At 63.3% G+C, this 22877-nt stretch carries 24 protein-coding genes and 1 pseudogene; 11 read left to right on the forward strand and 14 right to left on the reverse strand.

The annotated features are described in order from the left end of the window. The first annotated feature begins 224 nt into the window (after positions 1 to 224). From FCK22_RS01840 to FCK22_RS01860, 5 genes are all read left to right on the forward strand, one after another. Positions 225 to 422 (forward strand): pilus assembly protein PilZ, encoded by a 198-nt coding sequence (locus FCK22_RS01840; RefSeq protein WP_248646410.1) that lies wholly within the window; start codon positions 225 to 227, stop codon positions 420 to 422. A gap of 64 nt (positions 423 to 486) precedes the next feature. Continuing rightward, the gene (locus FCK22_RS01845; protein ID WP_067267938.1) at positions 487 to 1140 is read left to right on the forward strand and encodes an SDR family NAD(P)-dependent oxidoreductase; all 654 of its coding nucleotides are present in this window, start codon (positions 487 to 489) and stop codon (positions 1138 to 1140) included. A gap of 72 nt (positions 1141 to 1212) precedes the next feature. Continuing rightward, the gene (surE, locus tag FCK22_RS01850) at positions 1213 to 1998 is read left to right on the forward strand and encodes a 5'/3'-nucleotidase SurE (protein ID WP_067267927.1); all 786 of its coding nucleotides are present in this window, start codon (positions 1213 to 1215) and stop codon (positions 1996 to 1998) included. After that, a complete protein-coding gene (locus tag FCK22_RS01855) occupies positions 1995 to 2651 on the forward strand; it encodes a protein-L-isoaspartate(D-aspartate) O-methyltransferase (protein ID WP_067267929.1) in 657 nt (218 codons plus the stop codon). The genes surE and FCK22_RS01855 overlap by 4 nt, the downstream gene beginning before the upstream one ends. A 61-nt stretch (positions 2652 to 2712) precedes the next feature. Beyond that, positions 2713 to 3954 (forward strand): M23 family metallopeptidase, encoded by a 1242-nt coding sequence (locus FCK22_RS01860; protein WP_067267931.1) that lies wholly within the window; start codon positions 2713 to 2715, stop codon positions 3952 to 3954. Positions 3955 to 4011: 57 nt separating this feature from the next. On the opposite strand, the gene FCK22_RS01865 is transcribed toward FCK22_RS01860, so the two are convergent. The 4 genes from FCK22_RS01865 to FCK22_RS01880 are packed head-to-tail and all read right to left on the reverse strand — an operon-like array spanning position 4012 to position 6557. After that, complete coding sequence (locus FCK22_RS01865) at positions 4012 to 4860, reverse strand: ATP-binding protein (protein WP_136720166.1); 849 nt, start codon at positions 4858 to 4860, stop codon at positions 4012 to 4014. Then, positions 4857 to 5714, reverse strand: coding sequence for a twin-arginine translocase subunit TatC (gene tatC / locus FCK22_RS01870; protein ID WP_067267932.1), 858 nt, complete (start codon positions 5712 to 5714; stop codon positions 4857 to 4859). Before tatC ends, FCK22_RS01865 begins: the two co-directional genes overlap by 4 nt. Before the next feature lie 5 nt (positions 5715 to 5719). Next, a complete protein-coding gene (tatB, locus tag FCK22_RS01875) occupies positions 5720 to 6286 on the reverse strand; it encodes a Sec-independent protein translocase protein TatB (protein ID WP_067267934.1) in 567 nt (188 codons plus the stop codon). Between the two features lie 4 nt (positions 6287 to 6290). Further along, positions 6291 to 6557 (reverse strand): twin-arginine translocase TatA/TatE family subunit, encoded by a 267-nt coding sequence (locus tag FCK22_RS01880; RefSeq protein WP_067268177.1) that lies wholly within the window; start codon positions 6555 to 6557, stop codon positions 6291 to 6293. A 183-nt stretch (positions 6558 to 6740) separates the two neighbouring features. Between FCK22_RS01880 and FCK22_RS01885 the strand changes: the two genes are divergently transcribed. Then, a complete protein-coding gene (locus FCK22_RS01885) occupies positions 6741 to 7403 on the forward strand; it encodes an HTH domain-containing protein (protein WP_067268181.1) in 663 nt (220 codons plus the stop codon). An 18-nt stretch (positions 7404 to 7421) separates the two neighbouring features. Here FCK22_RS01885 and FCK22_RS01890 read toward each other — a convergent pair whose 3' ends face one another. The 5 genes from FCK22_RS01890 to FCK22_RS01910 all read right to left on the reverse strand — a co-directional run bounded on the left by FCK22_RS01890 (position 7422) and on the right by FCK22_RS01910 (position 11530). Beyond that, positions 7422 to 7778, reverse strand: coding sequence for a Lin0512 family protein (locus tag FCK22_RS01890; RefSeq protein ID WP_067268175.1), 357 nt, complete (start codon positions 7776 to 7778; stop codon positions 7422 to 7424). Beyond that, positions 7771 to 8121 (reverse strand): Lin0512 family protein, encoded by a 351-nt coding sequence (locus FCK22_RS01895; RefSeq protein WP_067268173.1) that lies wholly within the window; start codon positions 8119 to 8121, stop codon positions 7771 to 7773. Before FCK22_RS01895 ends, FCK22_RS01890 begins: the two co-directional genes overlap by 8 nt. Further along, positions 8118 to 9206, reverse strand: coding sequence for an ABC transporter ATP-binding protein (locus tag FCK22_RS01900; protein ID WP_067268171.1), 1089 nt, complete (start codon positions 9204 to 9206; stop codon positions 8118 to 8120). The genes FCK22_RS01895 and FCK22_RS01900 overlap by 4 nt, the downstream gene beginning before the upstream one ends. Positions 9207 to 9248: 42 nt before the next feature. After that, positions 9249 to 10607 (reverse strand): sodium:proline symporter, encoded by a 1359-nt coding sequence (locus FCK22_RS01905; protein WP_067268169.1) that lies wholly within the window; start codon positions 10605 to 10607, stop codon positions 9249 to 9251. A gap of 143 nt (positions 10608 to 10750) precedes the next feature. Next, the gene (locus FCK22_RS01910; RefSeq protein ID WP_067268167.1) at positions 10751 to 11530 is read right to left on the reverse strand and encodes an SDR family oxidoreductase; all 780 of its coding nucleotides are present in this window, start codon (positions 11528 to 11530) and stop codon (positions 10751 to 10753) included. A gap of 136 nt (positions 11531 to 11666) precedes the next feature. On the opposite strand from FCK22_RS01910, the gene FCK22_RS01915 reads away from it, so the two are divergent. Further along, positions 11667 to 12680 (forward strand): Hint domain-containing protein, encoded by a 1014-nt coding sequence (locus FCK22_RS01915; RefSeq protein WP_067268165.1) that lies wholly within the window; start codon positions 11667 to 11669, stop codon positions 12678 to 12680. Here FCK22_RS01915 and FCK22_RS01920 read toward each other — a convergent pair. Continuing rightward, complete coding sequence (locus FCK22_RS01920) at positions 12677 to 13060, reverse strand: nuclear transport factor 2 family protein (protein WP_067268163.1); 384 nt, start codon at positions 13058 to 13060, stop codon at positions 12677 to 12679. The genes FCK22_RS01915 and FCK22_RS01920 overlap by 4 nt on opposite strands. Positions 13061 to 13163: 103 nt before the next feature. Here FCK22_RS01920 and FCK22_RS01925 point away from each other — a divergent pair, with 103 nt between their 5' ends. The 4 genes from FCK22_RS01925 to FCK22_RS01940 all read left to right on the forward strand — a co-directional run bounded on the left by FCK22_RS01925 (position 13164) and on the right by FCK22_RS01940 (position 18216). Continuing rightward, positions 13164 to 14783 (forward strand): peptide chain release factor 3, encoded by a 1620-nt coding sequence (locus FCK22_RS01925; RefSeq protein WP_067268179.1) that lies wholly within the window; start codon positions 13164 to 13166, stop codon positions 14781 to 14783. Between the two features lie 77 nt (positions 14784 to 14860). Then, positions 14861 to 15796, forward strand: coding sequence for a glycosyltransferase family 2 protein (locus tag FCK22_RS01930; RefSeq protein WP_067268161.1), 936 nt, complete (start codon positions 14861 to 14863; stop codon positions 15794 to 15796). 148 nt (positions 15797 to 15944) lie between these two features. Beyond that, entirely contained in the window at positions 15945 to 17453 is a 1509-nt protein-coding gene (locus FCK22_RS01935) for a DEAD/DEAH box helicase (protein WP_067268160.1), read from the forward strand. Between the two features lie 100 nt (positions 17454 to 17553). Then, complete coding sequence (locus FCK22_RS01940) at positions 17554 to 18216, forward strand: hypothetical protein (protein WP_067268158.1); 663 nt, start codon at positions 17554 to 17556, stop codon at positions 18214 to 18216. Here the strand turns inward: FCK22_RS01940 and FCK22_RS01945 are convergent. The 4 genes and pseudogenes from FCK22_RS01945 to nuoN all read right to left on the reverse strand — a co-directional run bounded on the left by FCK22_RS01945 (position 18200) and on the right by nuoN (position 22877). Next, a complete protein-coding gene (locus tag FCK22_RS01945; RefSeq protein WP_136720168.1) occupies positions 18200 to 19867 on the reverse strand; it encodes a ribonuclease J in 1668 nt (555 codons plus the stop codon). The genes FCK22_RS01940 and FCK22_RS01945 overlap by 17 nt on opposite strands. Before the next feature lies 1 nt (position 19868). Further along, positions 19869 to 20645, reverse strand: a complete 777-nt coding sequence (locus FCK22_RS01950) for a type III pantothenate kinase (RefSeq protein ID WP_067268155.1) — start codon at positions 20643 to 20645, stop codon at positions 19869 to 19871. A 21-nt stretch (positions 20646 to 20666) separates the two neighbouring features. Further along, a pseudogene (locus tag FCK22_RS01955) lies at positions 20667 to 21399 on the reverse strand (biotin--[acetyl-CoA-carboxylase] ligase). A gap of 32 nt (positions 21400 to 21431) precedes the next feature. Beyond that, a complete protein-coding gene (gene nuoN / locus FCK22_RS01960) occupies positions 21432 to 22877 on the reverse strand; it encodes an NADH-quinone oxidoreductase subunit NuoN (protein WP_067268151.1) in 1446 nt (481 codons plus the stop codon).

Raw genomic sequence — 22877 nt, forward strand, 5'->3', positions numbered from 1 at the left:
CGTTACAACCAAGGTGTCGGCGCAGCTTTGCCGACGCTTTGGCAGAACCCTGCGCATCCCGAAAACGCCCCCTTCCGCTGCACTGCGGCAGGGCTTAGCTGACGCCTTGCGAGCGCGGGGGACTGCCGCGCGAAACGCAACCACAGGCGAAAGGCATATCAATGGCGAGCAATGGGACCCCGACCCCAAAGAAAGTCTCCGATCTGGCAACTCAGAAGGCCGACTTGTCCAGCACGGCGCTAATCGGCATCTTCGGCAGCGACAGCACGCCCGGCGCGCTGATCCGCGAAGGTGGCGGCAAAATCTCCCGCGTCGAAGTGGGCGATCAGGTCGCCGGCGGCGTCGTCTCCGCCATCGGGCAAGGGACGTTGGTGCTCTCCAGCCGCCGCGGCAATCAAGTGCTGCGCCTGCCGCAGGGCTGAAACCTTGAGGGAGGCGCCGCGCGCGCCTCTTGACCTGCCGCGCGGGGCAGTGCACATCCCGCGCATGAGCAAGACAGCATTGATCACCGGCGCATCGCGCGGCCTTGGGGCCGCATTGGCAGAAGCCTTGGCCCCAACCCATCACATCATCGCGGTCGGTCGCACGACCGGCGCGCTCGAAGAGTTGGACGACCGTATCCAAGCCAAGGGCGGCAGCGCCACCTTGGCGCCGATGGACATCACCAACGCCGATGCCATGGCCGTGCTGTGCCGGGGCATCCATGACCGTTGGGGCGGGCTCGACCTTTGGCTGCACTGCGCCGTCCACGCGGCCCCGCTGACGCCGACCGATCACATCGACGCCAAGGATATGGAGAAATCCATCGCCGGAAACGTCACCGCCACCGCGCGTCTGATCACCTTCGTCTCACCGCTCTTGGGGGCGAATGGCACAGCGGTCTTCTTTGACGATCCGCGTGCGGGGACGAAATTCTTCGGCAGCTACGGGGCCACCAAGGCTGCGCAGATCGCGCTGGCGACCTCTTGGCAGGTCGAGACCGCGCAGATCGGCCCCCGGGTCCATATCCTCACGCCCGAGCCGATGCCCACCGCCACCCGCGCGCGCTTCTTCCCCGGCGAAGACCGCGCGGCGCTGAGCGACACCGCCACGCAGGCCGCTGCGGTATTGGCGCAACTGTCGGAAAACTCCGCCTCCTGAACCGCGCGGCACCGGCGCGCTGCGCTTGCCGCCGGTCCGCCCCTCGCCTATCAAGGCAAAAAGGGGCCATTCATGCGTATTTTGATTACAAACGATGACGGCATCAACGCGCCCGGTCTGGCCGTGCTGCGCGCCATTGCCGAGGAACTGGCCGGGCCTACGGGCGAGGTCTGGACCGTGGCACCGGCGTTTGAGCAATCCGGCGTCGGCCATTGCATCAGCTACACCAAGCCGATGATGATCACGCAATTGGACGAACGCGTCTTCGCCACCGAAGGCTCCCCCGCCGATTGCGTCCTTGCCGCGATCCATGACACGATGACCGCCGCACCCCCCGATCTGGTGCTCTCCGGCGTGAACCGGGGCAATAACGCGGCTGAAAACGCGCTCTATTCCGGCACGCTTGGCGGCGCGATCGAAGCGGCGTTGCAAGGGCTTCCGGCCATCGCCCTGTCGCAATACTACGGCCCCGCCAACCGCGATCTGGCCGATCCTTTTGAGGCCGCCGCCCAGCACGGCGCCGAGACCTGCCGCCGCATTTTAGATCACAGCCCCAAAGAAGACGCGGCCTATGGGCTTTTCTACAACGTGAACTTCCCGCCAGTGGCGGGCGCTGATGTGCGCGGCATCCGGCTGGCCCCACAGGGCCGCCGCCCCGGCACCGGGTTTTCGACCGAAGCACATCTGTCGCCCTCGGGCCGCCGCTTTTTGTGGATCAAGGGCGGCGATCAGCGTGTGCAAACGGCACCGGGCAGCGATGCCTGCGTCAACCTTGATGGCTATGTCTCGGTCACCCCGATGCGCTGCGACCTGACGGATCACGCGGCCCTCGAAACGCTGGCGGGCATCAACGGATGAATGAGCCCCCCATCTCTGAAGCGGAACGCAAAATGCAGTTCCTCTACGCGCTGCGCTCCAAGGGCGTGACCGATGCGCGCGTGCTGACAGCGATGGAAGCGATCGACCGCGGCCCCTTCATCCGCGGCCTCTTTGCCAGCCGCGCCTATGAGGACATGCCCCTGCCCATCGCCTGCGGCCAGACCATCAGCCAACCCTCTGTCGTGGGGCTCATGAGCCAAGCCTTGCAGGTGTCGTCGCGCGATAAGGTGCTCGAAATCGGGACCGGCTCGGGCTATCAGGCCGCGATCCTCAGCAAGCTTGCCCGGCGGGTCTATACGATCGACCGGCACCGCCGTCTGGTGCAAGAGGCGCGCGGTGTCTTCGAGGCGATGGATTTGACCAATATCACCGCGATCACCGCCGATGGCAGCTTTGGCCTTGCCGAACAGGCCCCCTTTGACCGGATCATCGTGACCGCCGCCGCCGAAGACCCGCCCGGCCCCCTGCTCGCGCAGCTAAAGGAAGGCGGCATCATGGTACTGCCCGTCGGCCAATCCGACACGGTCCAACACCTCATCCGCGTGCGAAAGACCGCTGATGGGCTGGAATACGACGAATTGCGTGCCGTGCGCTTTGTCCCCCTGCTGGAAGGCTTGGGCAAGGACGGCTAATAGGTTACAGAGACACGGACAACGCCCCATACCGTCTGGGGGCGAAGATGAGGACTTGCAGATGCGCCAAACACGCTTGCGCCGCCCCATGCGGCTGACCCTAATGGCCGGGACCAGTGCGATACTGCTGGCAGGTTGCGAAAATCAGCCCTTGGATTACGACATGCGCAGCACCTTTGGCGATGGGTTCTCCACCGCCGAAGCCGCGCGCGGGCCTTTGGCAGACCGGCCCAAGCCCGACGCACGGGGCGTAATCTCTTATCCCAATTACCAAGTCGTCGTCGCCCGCCGGGGCGATACGCTGAAAGACGTGGCCGCACGTGTGGGCGCCGACAGCGGCGAATTGGCCCGCTACAACGGGATCGATCAGGGCGTCCCCCTCCGCCAGGGTGAGATCATCGCCCTGCCCCGCCGCGTCTCTGAGCCTGCGCCGGGCACCAATGGCGCCGTGGACATCACCACCCTTGCCGGCAGCGCCATCGACCGCGCCCCGGCGACCCCCAGCGTGCAGACCCAAAGCCTGCCGCCCGCAGGCACCACCAGCACGCCTGCGCCGCAGCCCGCGGCACCGCAGGCGAAAGAGCCTGTGCGCCACCGGGTCGAGCGTGGCGAGACCGCCTATACCGTGGCGCGCCTTTACAACGTGCCGGTCAAGGCATTGGCCGAGTGGAACGGCCTCGGCCCCGATTTCGCGATCCGCGAGGGCCAATTCCTGCTGATCCCGGTTGAGAAACAGGCGCCCCCGCGTCAGGCGACCAATACCACGTCGAGCGCCGCCGCCTCGCGCCCCGTGCAGCCGGTCACCAGCGCGCCCGGCGCAGGCACCCCCACACCGACGCCGCCCTCTGCCGCCAAACCGCTGCCGCAGGATGAGACCGCACAGCCCCTGCCGCCCAGGGTCGAGCCGAAAGAGCCTGTGGCCGATGTGGGCAAGCCCACCGCCCCGGCAAAGGCGACCAAGATGACACCGCCGGTCCAAGGCTCCATCATCCGCGCCTATTCCAAGGGCAAGAACGAGGGCATCAACATCAAGGGCAGCCCCGGCGGGCCGGTGAAAGCCGCCGAGGCGGGCACCGTCGCCGCGATCACCAAAAGCGCTGAGGGCATCCCGATTGTCGTGGTGCGCCATGCCAACAACCTGCTCACGGTCTATGCGAATGTCGACGGCGTGAATGTCGCCAAGGGCGATAGCGTAAGCCGTGGCCAGCAGATCGCCAAACTGCGCGGCGGATCGGAATCGCATGTGCATTTCGAGGTGCGCAAAGGCTTTGAGAGCGTCGATCCGACGCCCTATATTCAGTAACCAAACGACAAAGGACCCGCAGAATATGCGGGCCCTTTCGCCAATACCGTCCGGCACTCAACCGCCCGAAACGGGAACGCCTTTCCTGCCCGCCAAATCCACGAAATACTGCCAAGCCACCCGGCCCGAGCGGGCGCCGCGTGTGGCCTGCCATTCGACAGCCTCCGCGCGCAATGTGTCGTCGTCGATCTCTACGCCGAAGGCATCGCAATAGCCGCGGATCATCGCCAGATATTGGTCCTGATCGCAGGGGTGGAACCCCAGCCAGAGCCCGAACCGGTCAGAGAGAGAAACCTTTTCCTCGACCGCTTCGGAAGGATTGATCGCGCTGCCGCGCTCGTTCTCGATCATGTCGCGCGGCATCAGGTGGCGGCGGTTCGATGTGGCATAGAGCACGACATTCTCGGGCCGCCCTTCGATGCCCCCATCCAACACGGCCTTCAGCGATTTGTAATGCGCGTCGTCATGGCCAAAGCTGAGGTCGTCGCAAAACAGGATGAACCGCTGCGAGGCGCCGCGCAGGAGGGATAGAAGCCGCCCGACCGACGGCAGGTCTTCGCGCTGTAATTCAACGATGCGCAATGCTTCATGTGATGCTTGAACATCCGCGTGTATCGCTTTGACAAGGCTGGATTTCCCCATACCCCGCGCACCCCAGAGCAGCGCGTTGTTCGCAGGCAACCCCGCCGCGAATTGGCGGGTGTTAGACAAGAGCGTATCCCGCGCCCGATCCACGCCCACCAGAAGCGGCAGGTCGATCCGCGCGACCTGAGGGACCGGCACCAGACGGTCGGGGTCGGTGTGCCAGACGAAGGCAGTTGCCGCATCAAAGTCCGGGGCGGCGAGCGGCGCGGGAGACATACGCTCCAGCGCCGCCGCGATACGGTCCATCGGATCATTGATCACAGCAGGTCTTCCTCGTCTTCGTCGTCAAAGTAGCCCTCTTCGCGCAGCTTTTCGTTGCGCTTTGTCTCGACCCGGCGCACGAGGAAGATCGAGATTTCGTAAAGGCCGTAAACCACCACGAAAAGGATCACCTGCGTGATCACATCCGGCGGCGTGACCAGCGCGGCCAGCACGAGGATCGCCACCACCGCATATTTGCGCACATTGGCCAGCCCTTCGGAACTGACCAGCCCCGCCTTGCCCATCAGCGTCAGCAGAACCGGGAGCTGGAAACACAGGCCAAAGGCCACGATGAATTTGATCGTGAGCGACAGATACTCCTGCGCCGAGCCTTGGAAGGCGATGGCGGCGATGCCGTTCTCACCATCCGGCCCACCGACCAACGTACCGGCCTGCTGGAAGCCAAGGAAGAAGTCGAAGGCCAGCGGCGTGACGACGTAGAAGGCGAAAGCCGCGCCAAGGAAGAACATCACTGGCGAAGAGATCAGGAAGGGCAGAAAGGCCCCCTTCTCGTTCTTGTAAAGCCCCGGCGCCACAAAGCGCCACAGCTGGTAGCTGATGAAGGGGAAGCCCAGCACCAGACCGCCCAAGAGAGAGATCGAGATCGCGACGAAGAAACCCTCTTGCAGCTTGATCAGGATCAGCCCGCAATCCTCTTGCCCCCGTTCCGCCATGGCCGAGCAGAGCGGTTCGGTCAGGAAGTTGAAGATCGGGTTCCAGACGGTAAAACAGATCACCATCCCGATGATGAAGGCGATGACCGAATGGATGAGCCGCGTGCGCAGCTCGGCCAGATGCTCGATCAACGGGGCGGAACTGTCGTCGATCTCGTCATAATCGTCGGTGGCGCTCATTCAACTCACTCTTTCTTGGCGGCAGCTTTGGGTGCCGTTGAGGTCTTGGCGGCGGCATCGTCCGATGCCGCTTGGGCCTGACCTGCGTCTTTTTCGATTACGGGCCGCGCCGGGGCGTCCTTGGCCGGGGCGGCGTCCGAAAGCTTCGCCTCTGCCGCTTCGGCCTCGGCCATGGCTTCCGCCGCTTCGCGTTGCTTGCGTTCGGCGGCGGCCCGCGCGGTGCTGGCTTGGATTTTCTTCACATCCTCGGCCTTTTGCGCCGCCATTTTGCCGGTCTCGCTTTCGGGGTCGAAGTTGGTCAGCGACCGGGTCGCGTCCTTGACCTCATCCATGGCGCTGCCCAGCGGGTTGCTGGCCGTTTTGAGCGATTTGTTCAGCGACGATGACATCTCGCGCATGCCGCTTTCATCGGCGGCATCGTTCATCGCTTGGCTGAATTCACGCGCCATGCCTTTGGCCTTGCCCACGAATTGCCCGACGCGCCGAAACAGCACGGGCAAGTCCTTGGGGCCGACCACGATCAGGGCCACCACGCCGATGACTAAAAGTTCCGTCCAACCCAGATCGAACATCGGGTTACACCCGGTCCTTGTCGGCCTTCAGGTCGGTCTTGGGATGGGTGCCCTGATCGGCATGTTCCGGCAGGTCAGCATGGTGCACGTCTTCGACATGTTTGATCTCGTCGCGCTTGTTCTCTTCTTCGCCTTCGCTGATGCCCTTTTTGAAGCTGGTGATGCCCTTGCCGACTTCGCCCATGAGCGAGGAAATCTTGCCACGGCCAAAAAGCACCAGCACGACAACCGCGATCAGCAGCAGGCCCGGCAGTCCGATATTGTTCAACATGTCTGTTCTCCCATCATGTTTGGCGCATTCTCGTCGCGCCAGTCTGCACCGTGATAGCGGGCGGCGCCGGGACCATGAAGGGGCAATGCGGCGGATGCGCGGTGCTGCGGGCGAAGGACTGCCGATTTTCGCGCGTGCAATTCGAGTTGTGACATGTTTTTGTCAGGAGTATCAGGAGGCATGATGGTATCAGCGAAAACCGAAGATCGGCTTGTCCGGCTGATTGACAGGCTGCGGGATGGGCGGCTGCACCGGGCCGAGGATCTGGCCCGGCAGTTCGGCGTTTCCCCCCGCACGATCTACCGCGATATGGGCAAGCTCAGCGCGGCGGGCCTGTCCATCGCTGGGACGCGGGGCGAAGGCTATCGGATCATCCCTGCGATCACCCTGCCCCCGCTGACCCTGACGGCGGCGGAGTTGGAGGCGCTGAACCTCGGCCTCGCCGTGGCAGCAGAGGTGGGCGACCCTGCCCTGCAAGCCGCAGCAGAAACATTGGCCGCCAAGTTCGACGCGGTGCTTCCGACCGAGACCATTGCCGAGGGTGCCGCATGGGCGCAGGCGCTGAGGTCGCAGGGCAAAGCCACGCGGGTTTTCACCCATCTGCCGGTGCTGCGCGCGGCGATGCAGGCCCGTCAAAAGCTGCGGATTGCGGTGATCGGCGAAGCGCCGCAGGTGGTGCGCCCGCTTGAGGTGCGTAATTGGGGCCGGTTCTGGCTGCTGACGGCCTGGAGCGAGGGGGCGGCGGATTTCGTGACCCTGCCGCTTGATCAGATCGAGAGCGCTGAGCCGCTACCGGAGTTGTTCGTGGACGAGCCGGGCAGAACGCTCGCGGATCATCGCCCCTAACCCCAGATCAACGCCGCCTCAGCCCTTCAATTGCCAGCCGGTTTGCGGGGGCAAAAACGCCTCGACACTGGCCTGCGCGATCACGATGGTATCCTGTCCCGTGGCTACATTCAGCCCGCCCTTTACCGCGTGCACCTCGGCGCGACCGCGGGGCAGCTTGGCCACCAGCGCGTCGACATCCACCTTATCAGGCTCTTGCACCGCCACGGTGACCTGCACGCGCATCTGATCCGGCGTCACCTCCAGCGCGCCGAACAGCGGTAGGGAGGAGTGGCGCAGGGCATCCTCGATCGCGCGGGCGGCGGCTTTGGTATAGTCCATCCCGTGCAGATCGTTGCCCATGCCCATTTCGATGATGATCCGCTGCTCAGCCATTGGCACGCTCCATCTCGAAGCCGACGGAAAGCGCCACATTGGCCATGACCGTTGGGTTCCCTTCCCCTTCGGGACGCGGCACATCGAGGCCCCCGTGATGCAGCTTCACCGTCACCTCGCCATAGGGAAAGACCGCGCGCAGCGCTTCGGCATCCACCAGATCGGGGCGCTGCACGCCCACGTCGAGGGTGATGCGCATGGCCGACTTATTAAAACCGAAAAGCTCGGCCAGATTGATCGAATTGTGCCACAACGCATCCTGCACCGCGCGTTTCGCGGCCTGCGTATAGTCACCGCGGCGCAGGGAGGAGCCCATGCCGAATTCCACCAACAGCGGCTTCATGAGGTCACCGGAAAGACAAAGCAACGGTCGCGGCGCACGGTCAGCCACATGACGGCACCGGGTTGCGGCAGAAAGACATTGGGCACCGTGGCCTTGAGCCGCGATCCGTCCTCCTCCAGTACGAATTCCACGAGGCTTTCGTTGCCCATGAAGCGCGCGCGTTCCACCACCGCCCGGGCCGGTGTGCCATCGGTCGCCGTGGGGCGCGGGCCTTTGCCCGCCCGGTCAAAGTCAATGCGCAGGTGTTGCGGGCGAAAGACGATATTCACCGGCGTGCCATCGGCCACACCGGGGGCGAGGAATTGGCCAAAGACCGTATCGGCCAGCGCCCCGGTCACCGTGGCCTCAAGCACATTGGCATCGCTGAAAAAGGCGACGGAGGCGCGGTCGACGGGCCGCGTATAGACGTTGTAGGGCGCGCCTTGCTGCACGATCTTGCCGTCGCGCATCAGCGCGATCTCATCAGCCATGCGCATCGCCTCGTCCGGCTCATGGGTGACCAGCAAAACGGCGGTGTCCTCTTCCTTGAGGATGCTCAGCGTCTCGTCACGGATGCCATCGCGCAGGCGGTTGTCGAGGCCGGAAAAGGGCTCATCCATCAGCATGATGCGCGGCTGCGGGGCCAGCGCGCGGGCCAGCGCCACGCGCTGCTGCTCCCCGCCCGAAAGCTGGTGCGGGTAGCCGTCGATATAGCGCAGCAGGTCCACCCGTTCGAGCAGTTCTTCGATCCGCGCGCGTTTCTCCTCACGCGTGCCTTTCTTGAGGCCAAAGCCCACGTTGTCGGCCACGCTCAGATGTGGGAACAGGGCGAAATCTTGGAACATCAGCCCGATCTCGCGCCGCTCGGGCGGGACGCGGAACATGGTGTCGCAGATCAGTTTGCCGTCGACATGGATCGTGCCGCTGTCTTGCATCTCCACACCTGCGATCATGCGCAACGTGGTGGATTTGCCGCAGCCCGAGGGGCCAAGCAGGCAGGTCACCTGCCCCGGCAAAATCTGCAGGGATACATCATCGACCACCTGCCGCCCGCCATAGGCGCGGCGCAGGTTGCGGATTTCCAGACGGGGGGTGGGGTCACTCATGGAGGCTGCGGTATCCGATCAAATCGCTCGGAAACCCAGCTATCAGCCCCGCCGCGCCCCCGCAAGCACCGCCGCGAACCCGGCCAGCAGCACGAAGATGCAGATCACCAACAATTGCTCGTATTTATGCCCCTCAGGGAGAAGTGCCGCGACCCATCCCCAACCCCGCGCGAAATAGGCCGCAGCCCCCAGCATCGCGGCGGCAAAGGCGGCAAGGTAGCTCCAGACCGGGATCGCGCGCCCCGCCACCAGCCCCACCAGCAGCACGGGGGTGAGGAACATCGAGGCGGTACCGCTCACCGCCACGGCATCAAAGAGCGTGGCGTTGCCCCAAAGCGTCAGCAGCGCACCAAGCGCCATGAACCCCGCCATCACCAGCCGCCCGCCCCTGAGGCTGCGCGGTGCGATGCGCCATTCCTCAACCATCAGCCGCGCGGCGGAGGCGAGCGCCGAGTCGAGCGTCGAGAGGGCCGAGACCAACAGCGACAGCATCAGTGCCACGAAGATCCAGCCCGGGAACATTTGCCCCCATGTGCCGATCAATTCACCCTCATAGGCCGCGCCGGTCAGGCTGGCTTGGATGCCGAAAAAGCCAAAGCCGATGATACAAAGCGTCGAAATCCAGAAGGCATGGAGGAAGGACGCCCAGGTGGTCGCCTCATCCGCCAGAAAGCCGCGGTCCATCATCACCGGGTCATGCGCCGGGTAGGAAAAGACCTGCAACAGCGCCACGACCAAGAGCACCCAGCCGTTGTAGGGGCCAGAGACTCCCCGCGCGCTCAGCACCGCGCCAAGCTCGAACCCCGGGCTGAGCAGCAGCGCCCCAAGCGCGAGACCGAAGACGACGAGAAAGACCAGCATCTGCACCACATCCGTACGCAGCGCGGCGGACAGCCCGCCCCACGCCGAATAGCCAAAGCCAAGGGCGGCGACGATCAGCACAGCAAGCGTGCCCGACCCGGGCCAGACGGCTTCGAAAATCAGCGCGACGACCAAGAGATTGGCAAAAACCTCAGACAGCAGCCGCAGCCCGATCACGAGGTTATAGGCCGCCGTCCCCGCGCTCCCGAAATGCCCCGCCAGCCAGTCCTGCACGGACCGCGCGCCGCCGCGCCGCAGGTGGCCGACGATGAAGCCACCCGTCAGGAAAGACCCGTAATAGGCCGCATAGGCCAGCGTGCCCGCGATGCCGTAGAAATAGCCCAAGATCGCCGCGTTCATCAGGCTGCGGGCGAAAATCCATGTGGTGACTTGGCTTAGCACCAGCACCCAAAGCCCCGGCGCGCGGCCTGCCGCATTGGCTCCGCCAAAGAAGCCTTCGACCGTCGCGCGGCGCGGTGCCACCAACAGGCTGGCAAGGATCACGGCAGCGAAAAGAAGGACAAGAACAGTGGTTTGCATGGGCGGCGGACCTTTTGCGAGAAGCTGATCCACAAGGGTTAGCCGCCGCCTGCAATCCGAGCCAGCACTGAAACCGCTGCTGTCAGGAATGTGATCCGCCGCGACGGGTCATGGCCGGGACACACGCCCCGGCCATGGAGGATTTACATGGTCAGATTGGTGCCGCCGCCATCCAGCAGCAGGTTCTGCCCCACGATGAAGCCCGCGTGCTGCGAACAAAGGAAGGCACAGGTCGCGCCGAACTCCTCACGCGTGCCATAGCGCCCCGCGGGGATGCCCGCCTGCCGCTCGGCGCGGGCCTCGTCCAGCGTGATGCCCTTTTGCTTGACCACATTGGCGTCGAGCGAATCTGCCCGGTCGGTCGCATGGATGCCCGGCAGAAGGTTGTTAATCGTGACCCCCTTGCCCGCCACCTGCCGCGCGGTGCCCGCGACATAGCCGGTAAGCCCGGTGCGGGCGGAGTTGCTCAGCCCCAAAACGGGGATCGGCGCGCGCACCGACTGGCTGGTGATGTTGACGACCCGGCCCCAGCGGCGCTCCATCATTCCGGGCACCAGCGCTTTGATCAGCGCGATGGGGGCCAGCATATTGGCGTCGAGCGCCTTGATGAAATCCTCGCGGTCCCAATCCTGCCACATGCCGGGAGGGGGGCCGCCCGCGTTATTGACCAGAATGTCACAGCCCTCTGCCGCCTTGATGACCAGCGCCTGCCCCTCTTCCGTGGCCACATCCGCCGCGACGGTGGTGACCTCGACGCCGTGTTCCTGACGGATGCGCTCGGCCGAAGCCTCAAGCGCCTCTGCGCCGCGGGCGTTCATCACAAGGTTCACCCCTGCCGCCGCCAGCGCCTCGGCGCAGCCAAGGCCGAGCCCCTTGGACGAGGCACAGACCAGCGCCTTCTTCCCTTTGATTCCCAAATCCATTTTGATTCCTCCTATGCATTTGCATATGCCTACCACGCCGCGCCGCCAATGCCAGCAAATCACCCGAGCCTTGACCCATCCGGGCCACAATTCTAGCCTATCTCACTGGCGAAAGCCCCAGAACCAAAGGCCCGTCATGTCCCGCAGCCGCACCGCCCCCGCACAGAACCTCGCCGTCTACCGCGCCGGGCAATTCCGCGCGAGCGATGGGGCCAATATGGGCGATGCGCTGTCCTTTGCCGCCGAATTGGTGCTGGATGATGTCTATGAGTTGGACCGCGCGGCAGAGCCGCAGCGCCTGTCCCTGTTAACCCTGCCCGGCGATCAATTCCGCCTTGCCGAGGATACCGGCGTGGGCCGCCCCGGGGGCGATCTGCATCTCGACAGCCTGCTGACGCTGATGTCACCCGACGGGCAGACCCAAGAGGCGCTGCTGCTGGTGGAGGTCGATCAACACGGTCACGCGGCAGAGGTTTACCTTTTGCCGCTTGGCCCGCTGACACCGCAGACGGGCTACCGGATCGTGGGCATCGACACCCAGACCGCGCGGCAAAAGTTCGGCCAGCTCGCCTGCGTTTCTTTCACGCGCGGCACCCATATCTCGCTCAGCACCGGAGAGCTACGGCCCATCGAAGACCTGCGCGTGGGGGACCGTATCCTGACCCGCGATGACGGGGTGCAAACCCTGCGCTGGATCGGGCAAAGTGCCCTGCGCGCGGTGGGCGAGTTTGCCCCGATCCGCATCCGCGCAGGCACGCTCAACAACGAGCACGACCTGATCGTCAGCCCCGATCACCGGCTTTTCATCTATCAACGCAGTGACGAGATGGGCGCGGGTCGGTCCGAACTGCTGGTCAAAGCGCGGCATCTGGTCAATGGCCACAGTGTGACGGTGCAGGACGGCGGATTCGTCGACTACTTCCAACTGCTCTTTGACGGGCATCAGATCATCTATGCCGAGGGGATCGCCGCCGAATCCATGTTGGTCGACAGCCGCACCCGATCGGTCCTGCCGCCGGAAATGTCCGAAGCCTTGGGCGAGGTGATCCCCGGCCATTCCGATCTGCCCCATGCCGGGCTTGATCTGGCAGAGGCTTTGCTAGACCGCCCCGACGCGGCGGCGCTGCTGCGCAAAGCCTCAACCCGTTAAGGCGCCTCGACGGCGTAGTGGAACTCCTCCCGGACGATCTTGCCGTCTTTGACGTGGTAAACGCCGATCTCTTCCATCTGGAACCGCTCACCGCTTTGCTTGTCGGTGGCATCGACCTTGAATATCGCGCTGAACTGGCTGTCGCCAAAGTAGAACGGGCCGATCACTTCGGTACTATGTTCCTCCATCGCGTTTTCCCACCAGTCGTGCTTGCCGTGGATCGCCTTGACCCCATGGGTCTCTCGCCCCTGTCCGCCCATATCGGCCGCCTCGACCGAGACGGCATTGTCGGCATAGAGCCGATCAAGGTTCGCACGCACCGCAGCATTTCCCGCGCGGCAGCCCGCGACCAATTCGCGGGCAATCTCTTTCAGTTCCATCGCATCCCCTCCATGTACCCCTTATGTTCTCATCCTACGCCACCCAGCGATTCGCAGCAATGGCCAGATTGCGCCCGGTCGCGGCGCGGCCTATATGGGTCGGATGTTGGACACGCCGCAAAACCGCCCCGCCCTGCCGCCCGAGATCGCGCGCCGTCGCACCTTTGCGATCATCAGCCACCCTGACGCGGGCAAAACCACGCTGACTGAAAAGTTCCTGCTGTTCGGCGGGGCCATTCAGATGGCCGGACAGGTACGCGCCAAGGGCGAGGCGCGGCGCACCCGCTCGGACTTCATGGCGATGGAAAAGGACCGGGGCATTTCCGTCTCGGCCTCGGCCATGTCCTTTGACTTCCATAGCGGTGACACCAACTACCGGTTCAACCTCGTCGACACGCCCGGCCACTCGGACTTTTCCGAAGACACCTACCGCACGTTGACGGCAGTGGACGCCGCCGTGATGGTGATCGACGGCGCGAAAGGCGTGGAAAGCCAGACGCAAAAGCTTTTTGAGGTCTGCCGGATGCGCGACCTGCCGATCCTCACCTTCTGTAACAAGATGGACCGGGAAAGCCGCGATACCTTTGAAATCATTGACGAGATTCAGGAAAACCTCGCCATTGACGTGACGCCCGCAAGCTGGCCCATCGGCGTGGGCCGCGATTTCGTGGGCTGTTATGACATGCTGCGCGACCGGCTGGAACTGATGGACCGCGCCGACCGGAACCGCGTCGCCGACAGCATCAAGATCGAAGGGCTGGACGACCCAAAGCTGGCCGAACACGTCCCCGCCGCCCTGCTTGAGAAACTGCGCGAAGACCTTGAAATGGCGCGCGAATTGCTGCCGCCGCTGGACCTCAAGGCGATGCACGAAGGCACGCTGACACCGATCTGGTTCGGCTCGGCCATCAACTCCTTCGGGGTGCGTGAATTGATGGAAGGCATCGCCAAATACGGGCCAGAGCCGCAGATCCAAGCTGCCACCCCGCGCCAGATCCTGCCCGAAGAGAAAAAGGTCGCGGGCTTTGTCTTCAAGGTGCAGGCCAATATGGACCCCAAGCACCGCGACCGTGTGGCCTTTGTCCGCCTCGCCTCGGGGCATTTCGAGCGTGGCATGAAAATGACCCATGTGCGCACGAAAAAGCCGATGACGGTGTCCAACCCGGTCATGTTCCTCGCCTCCGACCGCGAGCTGGCCGAAGAGGCTTGGGCCGGTGACATTATCGGCATCCCCAACCACGGGCAGCTGCGCATCGGTGACACGCTGACCCAAGGCGAAGCGCTCCGCGTGAGCGGCATCCCCTCCTTCGCGCCCGAATTGCTGCAATCGGTCCGCGCGGGCGATCCGCTGAAGGCAAAACACCTTGAAAAAGCGCTGATGCAATTCGCCGAAGAAGGTGCTGCAAAAGTGTTCAAACCCTCGATCGGTTCGGGGTTTGTCGTGGGCGTCGTCGGCCAGTTGCAATTCGAAGTGCTCGCCAGCCGGATCGAGTTGGAATATGGCCTGCCGGTTCGGTTTGAGCCGTCTCAGTTCACCTCGGCCCGTTGGGTGAACGGTACGAAGCAAGCCGTTGATAAGTTTATCGATAGTAACAAACAGCACATCGCGCATGACCATGATGGCGACATCGTTTACCTGACCCGCCTGCAATGGGACATCGACCGCGTAGAGCGCGATTACCCGGATGTGAAGCTGACCGCGACCAAGGAAATGATGGTGTAAAACGGCCCGCCCCCGGGGGCAGAAAACCTTGATTTCGGGGCCGATCATGGCATTCTAACCCCAACTGGGGAGACGCGATGACGACGACGACGAAATGGGGGCTGGTTGCCACGATCCTGGCCCCCGCAGAGGAGATACGACGCTTTGCCGGCTACCATTTGGAGGCGGGCGCGCATCGCCTCTACTTATACCTCGATGCCGAAAACCCAGAGGCTTTCGAAAGCCTGAAGGCCCATCCGAAAATCCGTGTCACCACCTGCGATGACGCCTATTGGCAAAGGCTTTGCGGCAAACGTCCGCAAAAGCATCAAGTCCGTCAAAGCCAGAACGCGACCCGCGCCTATAACCGGGCAGATGATGTGGATTGGCTGATCCATATGGATGTGGACGAGTTCCTCGTCTCTGACCGGCCCGTGGACGAGGTGCTTGCCACCCTGCCCCCGGCACAAAAAATCACCCGCATCCGCCCGATGGAGGCTTTGGCCGGGGATGGCACGGCCTTCAAAGCCTTCATTCCGAACGGCCCCGAGCGCGCCCAGATCGTCTCGGCGCTTTACCCGACCTATGGTGACTACGTCAAAGGCGGTTTTCTGAGCCATTTGGCCGGGAAAGTTTTCGTTCGCACCGGCATGGCGGAGGTGCGGCTCCAGATCCACAACGCTTTTCAGAACGATACGATGATCGACGGGCCAGAGCAGCAGCCCGGCATTGATCTCGCGCATCTTCACGCGAAAAGCTGGCCGGAGTGGCTCGCCGCCTATCGCTACCGGCTGGAAAAAGGCTCCTACCGCGCCGATCTGGCTCCGAACCGCCCCCGCGATCGCGGCGGATTGTCGATGCATGAACTCTTCTCCATGATCGAATCCGAAGGGGGTGAGCCGGGATTGCGCGCCTTTTTTGATGAGGTCTGCGCCGACACGCCTGAGCTGCGCGAAACGTTGAAGGACCACGGTCTGCTGCGTCTCGCCGATCTCGACCTTGATGCAAAGGTGTCGCGCCATTTCCCAAGTTAAGCGCTTGAGAGGGCAAGTGTTTGACGGCTGGGCCGCAACTTGCTATGCGCTTTCGCAACATGCCGCGGCAAATGCCGCCCTTGGGCCATTCGGGCCGGCTTGTATTGCTGCCGCGGGCCAAGTCAGTGTCCGCTCAACTCGGACGCACATGACAAAATTTACCGATCTGAACCTGAATGCCAAGGTCCTCAAAGCTATTGATGAGGCTGGCTACGAATCGCCCACACCTATTCAGGCGGGCGCCATTCCCCCCGCTCTTGAAGGTCGTGACGTCTTGGGCATCGCCCAGACCGGCACCGGCAAAACAGCCAGCTTCACGCTGCCGATGCTGTCACTTCTCGCCCGTGGCCGGGCGCGCGCGCGGATGCCGCGGAGCCTCGTGCTCTGCCCCACGCGGGAGTTGGCCGCACAGGTGGCCGAGAACTTCGACACCTATTCCAAGCATCTGAAACTGACCAAAGCGCTGCTCATTGGCGGCGTCTCCTTCAAAGAGCAGGACAAGCTGATCGACAAGGGCGTCGACGTACTGATCGCCACACCGGGCCGCCTTCTGGATCATTTCGAGCGCGGCAAGCTGATCCTGTCGGACGTCAAGGTCATGGTCGTGGACGAAGCCGACCGGATGCTCGACATGGGCTTTATCCCGGACATTGAGCGGATCTTCGGCCTCACGCCCTTCACCCGGCAAACGCTGTTCTTTTCGGCCACCATGGCGCCCGAGATCGAGCGGATCACCAACACCTTTCTCAGCAACCCTGAGCGGATCGAAGTGGCGCGTCAGGCGACCACGAGCGAGAATATCGAACAGGGCGTCGTCATGTTCAAAGGCTCGCGCAAGGACCGCGAGGCGAGCGAGAAGCGCAAGCTGCTGCGCCTGCTGATCGACGCCGAAGGCGAGAAATGCACCAACGCGATCATCTTCTGCAACCGCAAGATGGACGTGGATATCGTCGCTAAGTCGTTAAAGAAATACGGCTATGACGCAGCCCCGATCCACGGCGATCTGGACCAGAGCCAGCGGACCAAAACGCTCGAAGGGTTCCGGGGTGGCGAGTTGCGCTTCCTCGTGGCTTCCGACGTTGCAGCGCGTGGCCTTGATGTGCCAAGCGTGAGCCATGTCTTCAACTTCGACGTGCCGAGCCATGCCGAAGACTACGTTCACCGCATTGGCCGCACCGGCCGCGCGGGCCGCGATGGCAAGGCGATCATGATCTGCCAGCCGCGCGACGAGAAGAACTTCGAGGATGTCGAGCGTCTGGTGCAAAAGGAAATCCCGCGCATCGAAAACCCGCTTGGCAAAGCCAAACCCGCCGAGGAGACCTCCGACGCACCGGCCAAGTCCGATGACAAGCCCAAACGGACCCGCTCGCGCAGCCGCAAGGCCGACAAGCCCGTCGAGGCCCCCGCCGAGGGCAAGCAACCGCAGGCCGAGAAGGCTGAGACCAAGGTCGACGCCAAAACCGACGATAAAGCGCAGCCCGAAAAGGCAGAGGCCACGCAGGACGAGCGCAAGTCGGGCCGCGGCAACAAGGACGAGAAGAAGTCGCGCGGCGGACGTGGCCGGGGCGACAAACGGGGCGGCAATGACAACCGTGTCGTCGGTCTGGGCGATCACACGCCAGACTTCATCGGTCTAAGCTTCCGCGAACGCATCTGAACCCCGCCACCGCGGGCATGAATTCGCCGCCGATCCCCGCCGGGATTGGCGGCTTTTTCGTCTGTGCTATGTGAGAGGAAACCCCTCGGATAGGACCATCATGCTGCGCCCCGCCCTCTTCGCCCTCGCCCTTGCCCTGACCGCCCTTACCGCCGCCCCCGCCAGCGCCGAACGCTGCCGGGCCGAGGTCAATGGCGCCGAAGTTGTGGTGGAGGCCGAGAATTTCGCCAATTTCGCCGAAGAAGTCGGCACCCGCGAGCGTCTGATGAATTGGCCTGCGCGGAAGTGGAGCAAGCTTTGGGGCACGCCGCCCGCCTGCGACAGCGGGGTGCTGTTCGACTACCTCGCCACCACTGTGCCGCTGGATCAGATCGACGGCTACTGCCTGACCGCCACGCCCGAAGACGGGCACTTCTTGATCCCCGGCGCGCGGAACTATCGCGGCTATTGCAAGAAGACTTTCTGCGAGCGGGTGAACACCACCAAGGAAGAGACTGTCGAGATCAGCAAGAACATCGCGCGCTCCGCCGTTGACAGGCTCAGCCAGCCGGACAACCTCCGCGCCGTGGCGCATAAATCGGGGGCGTTCATTTTGACGGGAGGGGCCTCTGCCCTCAGCGCCAATTTGGCGACGACAGGCAGCACGCTAGCCACTGCCCTGTCGACCCCCGCCGCCCTTGCGGCCACGGGGGTAAGCGTGGTCGCGGTGGGCGGCGCGGTCTATATGTGCAGCGGTGAGGCGGAGGTCAGCTCAGACGGCTGACCACCACGGTGACTTCGGGCTTCTTGCCGATTTCGTCATAGGACGACTGCCGCGCGACCTTTTTCAAACCGTCATTCAGCTTGTCGTCATCCCGCAGGGTTGCGGCTTTCTGACGGTTCAGCCATTGGCTGAGGTCTTGTTCCAGCACATCGACGAGCGGCGCGTTGGAGCGGCCCGTTTCCGGCAGGCCCATCAGATCGACCCAAGGCTCACCCAAAGGCTCGTCATCGGTATCGAGGATCAGCGTCACCGTGGCATGGCCGTTCAGCGCCATGCGGATACGGTCGCGGATCACACCATCCAGCGCGCCGACCTGAACCGAACCGTCTAGATACATGCGGCCCGTGTCGACATGTTCGACCACCTTGGGCTGGTTGCCCGACAGATCCACCATCATGCCGTTCACAGCCAGAACGCCGGTGATGCCCTTGGCATCGGCGATCTTGACGTGTTCGCGCAGGTGGCGATGCTCCCCATGCATGGGGATCAGGACCTGAGGCTTCACGATGGCATGCAGCGTTTCAAGATCGGGGCGGTTGGCATGGCCCGAAACGTGGTAGAGGCCCGAGGAGTCATCAACGACATCCACGCCCTTTTCCGAGAACTGGTTGATGATGCCGATCACGCCACGCTCATTGCCCGGAATGGTTTTCGACGAAAAGAGGAAGAGATCGCCCTCTTTCAATTCGATCCCCTGATACTTGCCCCGGGCCAGTTGCGCCGAGGCCGCGCGGCGTTCCCCTTGGCTGCCTGTGACCAGCAACATCAGGTTCTCGCGCGGGATGGCGCGGGCATTCTCGGGCGAGATGACGGGCGGGAAGTCTTTCATCACACCGGTCTGGATCGAGGCTTCGACCATGCGGTTCATCGCCCGGCCCAAGAGCACGATAGACCGCCCTGCCCGCGCACCGGCTTCGGCCAGCGTTTTGACCCGCGCCACGTTGGAGGCGAAGGTGGTGGCGACGACCATCCCCTCGGCGCTGCTCACGAGCTTTTCGATCTCCGGGCCCACGGTGGCTTCGGAGCGACCGGGATGGGCAGAGAAGACATTCGTGCTGTCGCAGATCAACGCCTTCACGCCATCCTTGCAGACCTCGGCCCAAAGCGCGTCGTAAAAGGCTTCGCCGACACCCGGCGTGCGGTCGATCTTGAAGTCGCCGGAGTGGATCGTGCGCCCCTCGGGCGTGTCGATGACCATGGCGGAGGATTCGGGGATCGAATGCGAGATCGGCAGGAAGCCCACTTTGAACGGGCCTGCGGTGATCTGCTCGGGCCATGCGCTGACGGTGGTGACCGCATCCTCGGGATGGCCGTGTTCGGACATCTTCCGGCGGGCGATATTGGCGGTAAAGGCGCGCGCATAGATCGGCGCCTTCAGCACCTCATAGGAATGCGCAATGGCACCGATGTGATCTTCGTGGGCGTGGGTGATAAAGATCGCCTCGATCTGATCGCGGCGTTCTTTCAGCCAAGTGATGTCGGGCAGGATCAGGTCCACGCCCGGCGTGCTGTCCATATCCGGAAAGGCGACACCGATGTCGACGACGATCAGCCGCTCTTTCCCGGGCTTACCGTAGCCATAGACATAGGCGTTCATGCCAATTTCACCCGCCCCACCGAGGGGCAGATAGATAAATCGTTCGCTGCTCATATTATTCAGCTTTGTCCTTATTGTAATCGTGGATCACGGTCAGCCCGTGCATCGTGAGTTCATCTTGATAATCATCGAACAGGTCGACTGCCTGCTGAAACAGCGGTGCCAGACCCCCCGTGGCGATAACGCGCATGGGTCTTGCACGTTCCGCCCTTATCCGCTCACATATCTCACGAACCAGTCCGACATAACCCCAAAAGACACCGGACTGCATGCAGGCCACCGTATTGGTGCCAATCACAGACGGCGGTTTCGAGATATCGACATGCGGCAAAGCGGCGGCGGCGTTGTGCAGCGCCTCTAGGCTGAGGTTCACCCCCGGCGCGATCACCCCCCCGATATATGCCCCGTCATCGGCCACCACGTCAAAGGTCGTGGCCGTGCCGAAATCCACCACGATCAGGTCGCCGCCATAGAGGTCATAGCCTGCCACGGTGTTCACCAACCGGTCCGGTCCGACCTGCGTCCCCTCGTCCACACGCACGTCGATGGGCAGTGCGCAGCCCGGCTTTCCAACAACGAAAGGTCGCGTGTTAAAGTAACGATCCCCCAGAACGCGCAGGTTGAACACCACCCGCGGCACCGTCGAGCTGATGATCATATCTGTGATGTCGGCGTCGATATTCTGGAGCCGCATCAATGTATTGAGCCAAACGTAGTACTGGTCGGCAGTGCGTTTCCATTCGGTCGACGTGCGCCATGTGGCGATGAACGCATCCCCGTCCCAGATAGAGAACACGGTGTTGGTATTGCCGCAGTCGATTGCCAGAAGCATGCTGCCTCCCCTCCCCCGATTCTAGAAAAACACGTCCGCCGCGGTGATGGGCACCGGGCCGTCGCGGGTGCGCAGGATCAGATTGCCTGCGCTGTCTACATCTTCGAAAACGCCGGTCATCTCGTCGCGCATGGTGCGCGCGGTAATGACCTCTCCGAGCCGCGCGGCATGGGCGAGCCATGCGCTGCGGATCGTGCTGAACCCATAGGTCGTGAACTGCTCTTCCAGACCGGCGTATTCCCGCGCAAGCACGTCAAGGAACTCTTCCGCGCGCACGTTCCCCCCCCGCCTCGCGCAGGGTCACCGCAGGCAACGCGCGGGGCTCAAGGCTGCCCGCCGCCGGTCCATGCGCAAGGTTCACGCCGATGCCGATGGCCAGATGTTCACCCACGCTCTCCAGCAAGATGCCGGCGACCTTGCCGCCGCGCAGCAGAACGTCATTCGGCCACTTGAGCGCAAAAGCGTCCTCCCGCCCCGTCACTGCGACGAATGCGCGATAGAGCGCGAGCGAGGCCACGAAAGAGCGCAGCGCGGCGACGCCCGGCGGCTCTTTGCGCGGCATCATCAGGGTGGCCGCGAAATTGCCGCGGGGTGTGGCCCAGCTCCGGCCCCGACGCCCGCGCGCCGCCGTCTGCTCCAGTGCCAAGATCCAAGTCGGCGCGGTCAGCTCTTGCTGTAACCGCGCCGCCTCTGAGAGGGTGGAATCGAGCGTGTCATAGACGCGCCGGCCATAGCCTTCCGGCCAAGGGGTCATGCGCGTCTCTGGCCGATCTCGTGCCGCACCGCTCAGTTCACCAGCGATGCCGCAGCCGATGCGGCCAAGCCTTCGACGCCGAACATATTGGCAATACCGACGATCATGATGACGGCAGAGGCCATCAGCACCACGGTCAGCACGCCGCCGTTTTGGTGGTCGAGCGTGTCCGAACGCTCTTCGCCGAAGTACATGTAAAAGACGATCCGCAGGTAGTAATAGGCACCGATCACACTGGCGATCACGCCCGCGATGGCCAGCCATGTCATATTGGCGTCATAGGCCGCGCGCAGCACATAGAACTTGCCGAAGAAGCCCAGCATCGGCGGCACGCCCGCCAGGCTGAACAGCAACACCAGCATCGCCAGCGCCCGGCCCGGGTTGGTCTTGGCATACATATTGAGCAGGGTAATATCGGTCACCGGCGCGCCGTCTTTCTGCATCAATAGGATAAAGGCGAAGGTGCCGAGGTTCATGGTCACATAGATCGCCATATAGACCAGCATCGCCTGCACGCCAAAGGCGGTGCCCGCGGCCAGACCCATCAACGCATAGCCAATATGCGCGATGGAGGAGAAGGCCATCAGACGTTTGATATTGGTCTGACCGATCGCGGCGACCGAGCCAAAGAACATCGACAGAACCGACAGCAGCGCGACGATCTGGGTCCAGTCACTGACGATCTGGCCAAAGGCGTCATGCATCACCCGGGCGAAGAGACCCATCGCCGCAACCTTGGGCGCCGTGGCAAAGAAAGCCGCGATCGGCGTGGGCGCGCCCTCATAGACGTCCGGTGTCCACATGTGGAAGGGCACGGCGGAGACTTTGAAGGCCAGACCGGAGATCAAGAAGACCAGACCAAAGAGCAAGCCAAGCGATGTGCCGCCCGTCTGCGCCGTGGTGATGATGCCCGCGAACAGCGTGGTCCCGGCGTAGCCATAGACCAGCGATGCACCATAGAGCAGCAGGCCCGAGCTGAGTGCGCCGAGCACGAAATACTTCAAACCCGCTTCAGTGGATTTAACCGAGTCGCGGCGCAGGGAGGCCACGACGTAAAGCGCCAGCGATTGCAGCTCGAGGCCCATGTAGAGCGCCATCAGGTCGCCTGCGGAGACCATCATCATCATGCCGACGACGGCCAAGGCCACAAGCATCGGATACTCGAACCGCAGCAAGCCGCGCAGTTTCATGTAGTTTTCCGACATGACCAAGACGGCAGCGGCCGAAAGCAGGATCGTCACCTTGGCGAAACGGGCGAAAGTGTCGTCGATGAACATGCCGTGGAAGGCGATATTGGTGGTGCCGTCGCCAGACATGGCCACCCAACCGGCCAGCAGCACCATCACCACCGCGGTCACCCAGACGAGCACCCCGGCGGCCTTGTCTTTCGACGTATAGACCGCGCCGAGAAGGCCGAGCAGGGCAAAGCCCGCAAGGACGATCTCAGGCAGAATGATGTTCAGATCAGCGGATATCAT

The organism is Sulfitobacter sp. 15WGC, from assembly GCF_005068605.1.
Classification (GTDB): domain Bacteria; phylum Pseudomonadota; class Alphaproteobacteria; order Rhodobacterales; family Rhodobacteraceae; genus Sulfitobacter; species Sulfitobacter faviae.

Coding starts and splice junctions, on each gene's coding strand:
- FCK22_RS01900 (WP_067268171.1), bottom strand. CDS start 9,206: ATGAGTGACCCCACCCCCCGTCTGGAAATCCGCAACCTGCGCCGCGCC.
- FCK22_RS01920 (WP_067268163.1), bottom strand. CDS start 13,060: ATGGAACTGAAAGAGATTGCCCGCGAATTGGTCGCGGGCTGCCGCGCG.
- tatB (WP_067267934.1), bottom strand. CDS start 6,286: ATGTTCGATCTGGGTTGGACGGAACTTTTAGTCATCGGCGTGGTGGCC.
- FCK22_RS01845 (WP_067267938.1), top strand. CDS start 487: ATGAGCAAGACAGCATTGATCACCGGCGCATCGCGCGGCCTTGGGGCC.
- FCK22_RS01890 (WP_067268175.1), bottom strand. CDS start 7,778: ATGGCTGAGCAGCGGATCATCATCGAAATGGGCATGGGCAACGATCTG.
- FCK22_RS01950 (WP_067268155.1), bottom strand. CDS start 20,645: ATGCTTCTGGCAATCGACTGCGGCAATACCAACACCGTGTTCTCTATC.
- FCK22_RS01880 (WP_067268177.1), bottom strand. CDS start 6,557: ATGTTGAACAATATCGGACTGCCGGGCCTGCTGCTGATCGCGGTTGTC.
- FCK22_RS01885 (WP_067268181.1), top strand. CDS start 6,741: ATGGTATCAGCGAAAACCGAAGATCGGCTTGTCCGGCTGATTGACAGG.
- FCK22_RS01910 (WP_067268167.1), bottom strand. CDS start 11,530: ATGGATTTGGGAATCAAAGGGAAGAAGGCGCTGGTCTGTGCCTCGTCC.
- tatC (WP_067267932.1), bottom strand. CDS start 5,714: ATGAGCGCCACCGACGATTATGACGAGATCGACGACAGTTCCGCCCCG.
- FCK22_RS01945 (WP_136720168.1), bottom strand. CDS start 19,867: ATGAGCAGCGAACGATTTATCTATCTGCCCCTCGGTGGGGCGGGTGAA.
- surE (WP_067267927.1), top strand. CDS start 1,213: ATGCGTATTTTGATTACAAACGATGACGGCATCAACGCGCCCGGTCTG.
- FCK22_RS01855 (WP_067267929.1), top strand. CDS start 1,995: ATGAATGAGCCCCCCATCTCTGAAGCGGAACGCAAAATGCAGTTCCTC.
- FCK22_RS01895 (WP_067268173.1), bottom strand. CDS start 8,121: ATGAAGCCGCTGTTGGTGGAATTCGGCATGGGCTCCTCCCTGCGCCGC.
- FCK22_RS01915 (WP_067268165.1), top strand. CDS start 11,667: ATGTCCCGCAGCCGCACCGCCCCCGCACAGAACCTCGCCGTCTACCGC.
- FCK22_RS01905 (WP_067268169.1), bottom strand. CDS start 10,607: ATGCAAACCACTGTTCTTGTCCTTCTTTTCGCTGCCGTGATCCTTGCC.
- FCK22_RS01860 (WP_067267931.1), top strand. CDS start 2,713: ATGCGCCAAACACGCTTGCGCCGCCCCATGCGGCTGACCCTAATGGCC.
- FCK22_RS01935 (WP_067268160.1), top strand. CDS start 15,945: ATGACAAAATTTACCGATCTGAACCTGAATGCCAAGGTCCTCAAAGCT.
- FCK22_RS01925 (WP_067268179.1), top strand. CDS start 13,164: ATGTTGGACACGCCGCAAAACCGCCCCGCCCTGCCGCCCGAGATCGCG.
- nuoN (WP_067268151.1), bottom strand. CDS start 22,877: ATGATATCCGCTGATCTGAACATCATTCTGCCTGAGATCGTCCTTGCG.
- FCK22_RS01940 (WP_067268158.1), top strand. CDS start 17,554: ATGCTGCGCCCCGCCCTCTTCGCCCTCGCCCTTGCCCTGACCGCCCTT.
- FCK22_RS01930 (WP_067268161.1), top strand. CDS start 14,861: ATGACGACGACGACGAAATGGGGGCTGGTTGCCACGATCCTGGCCCCC.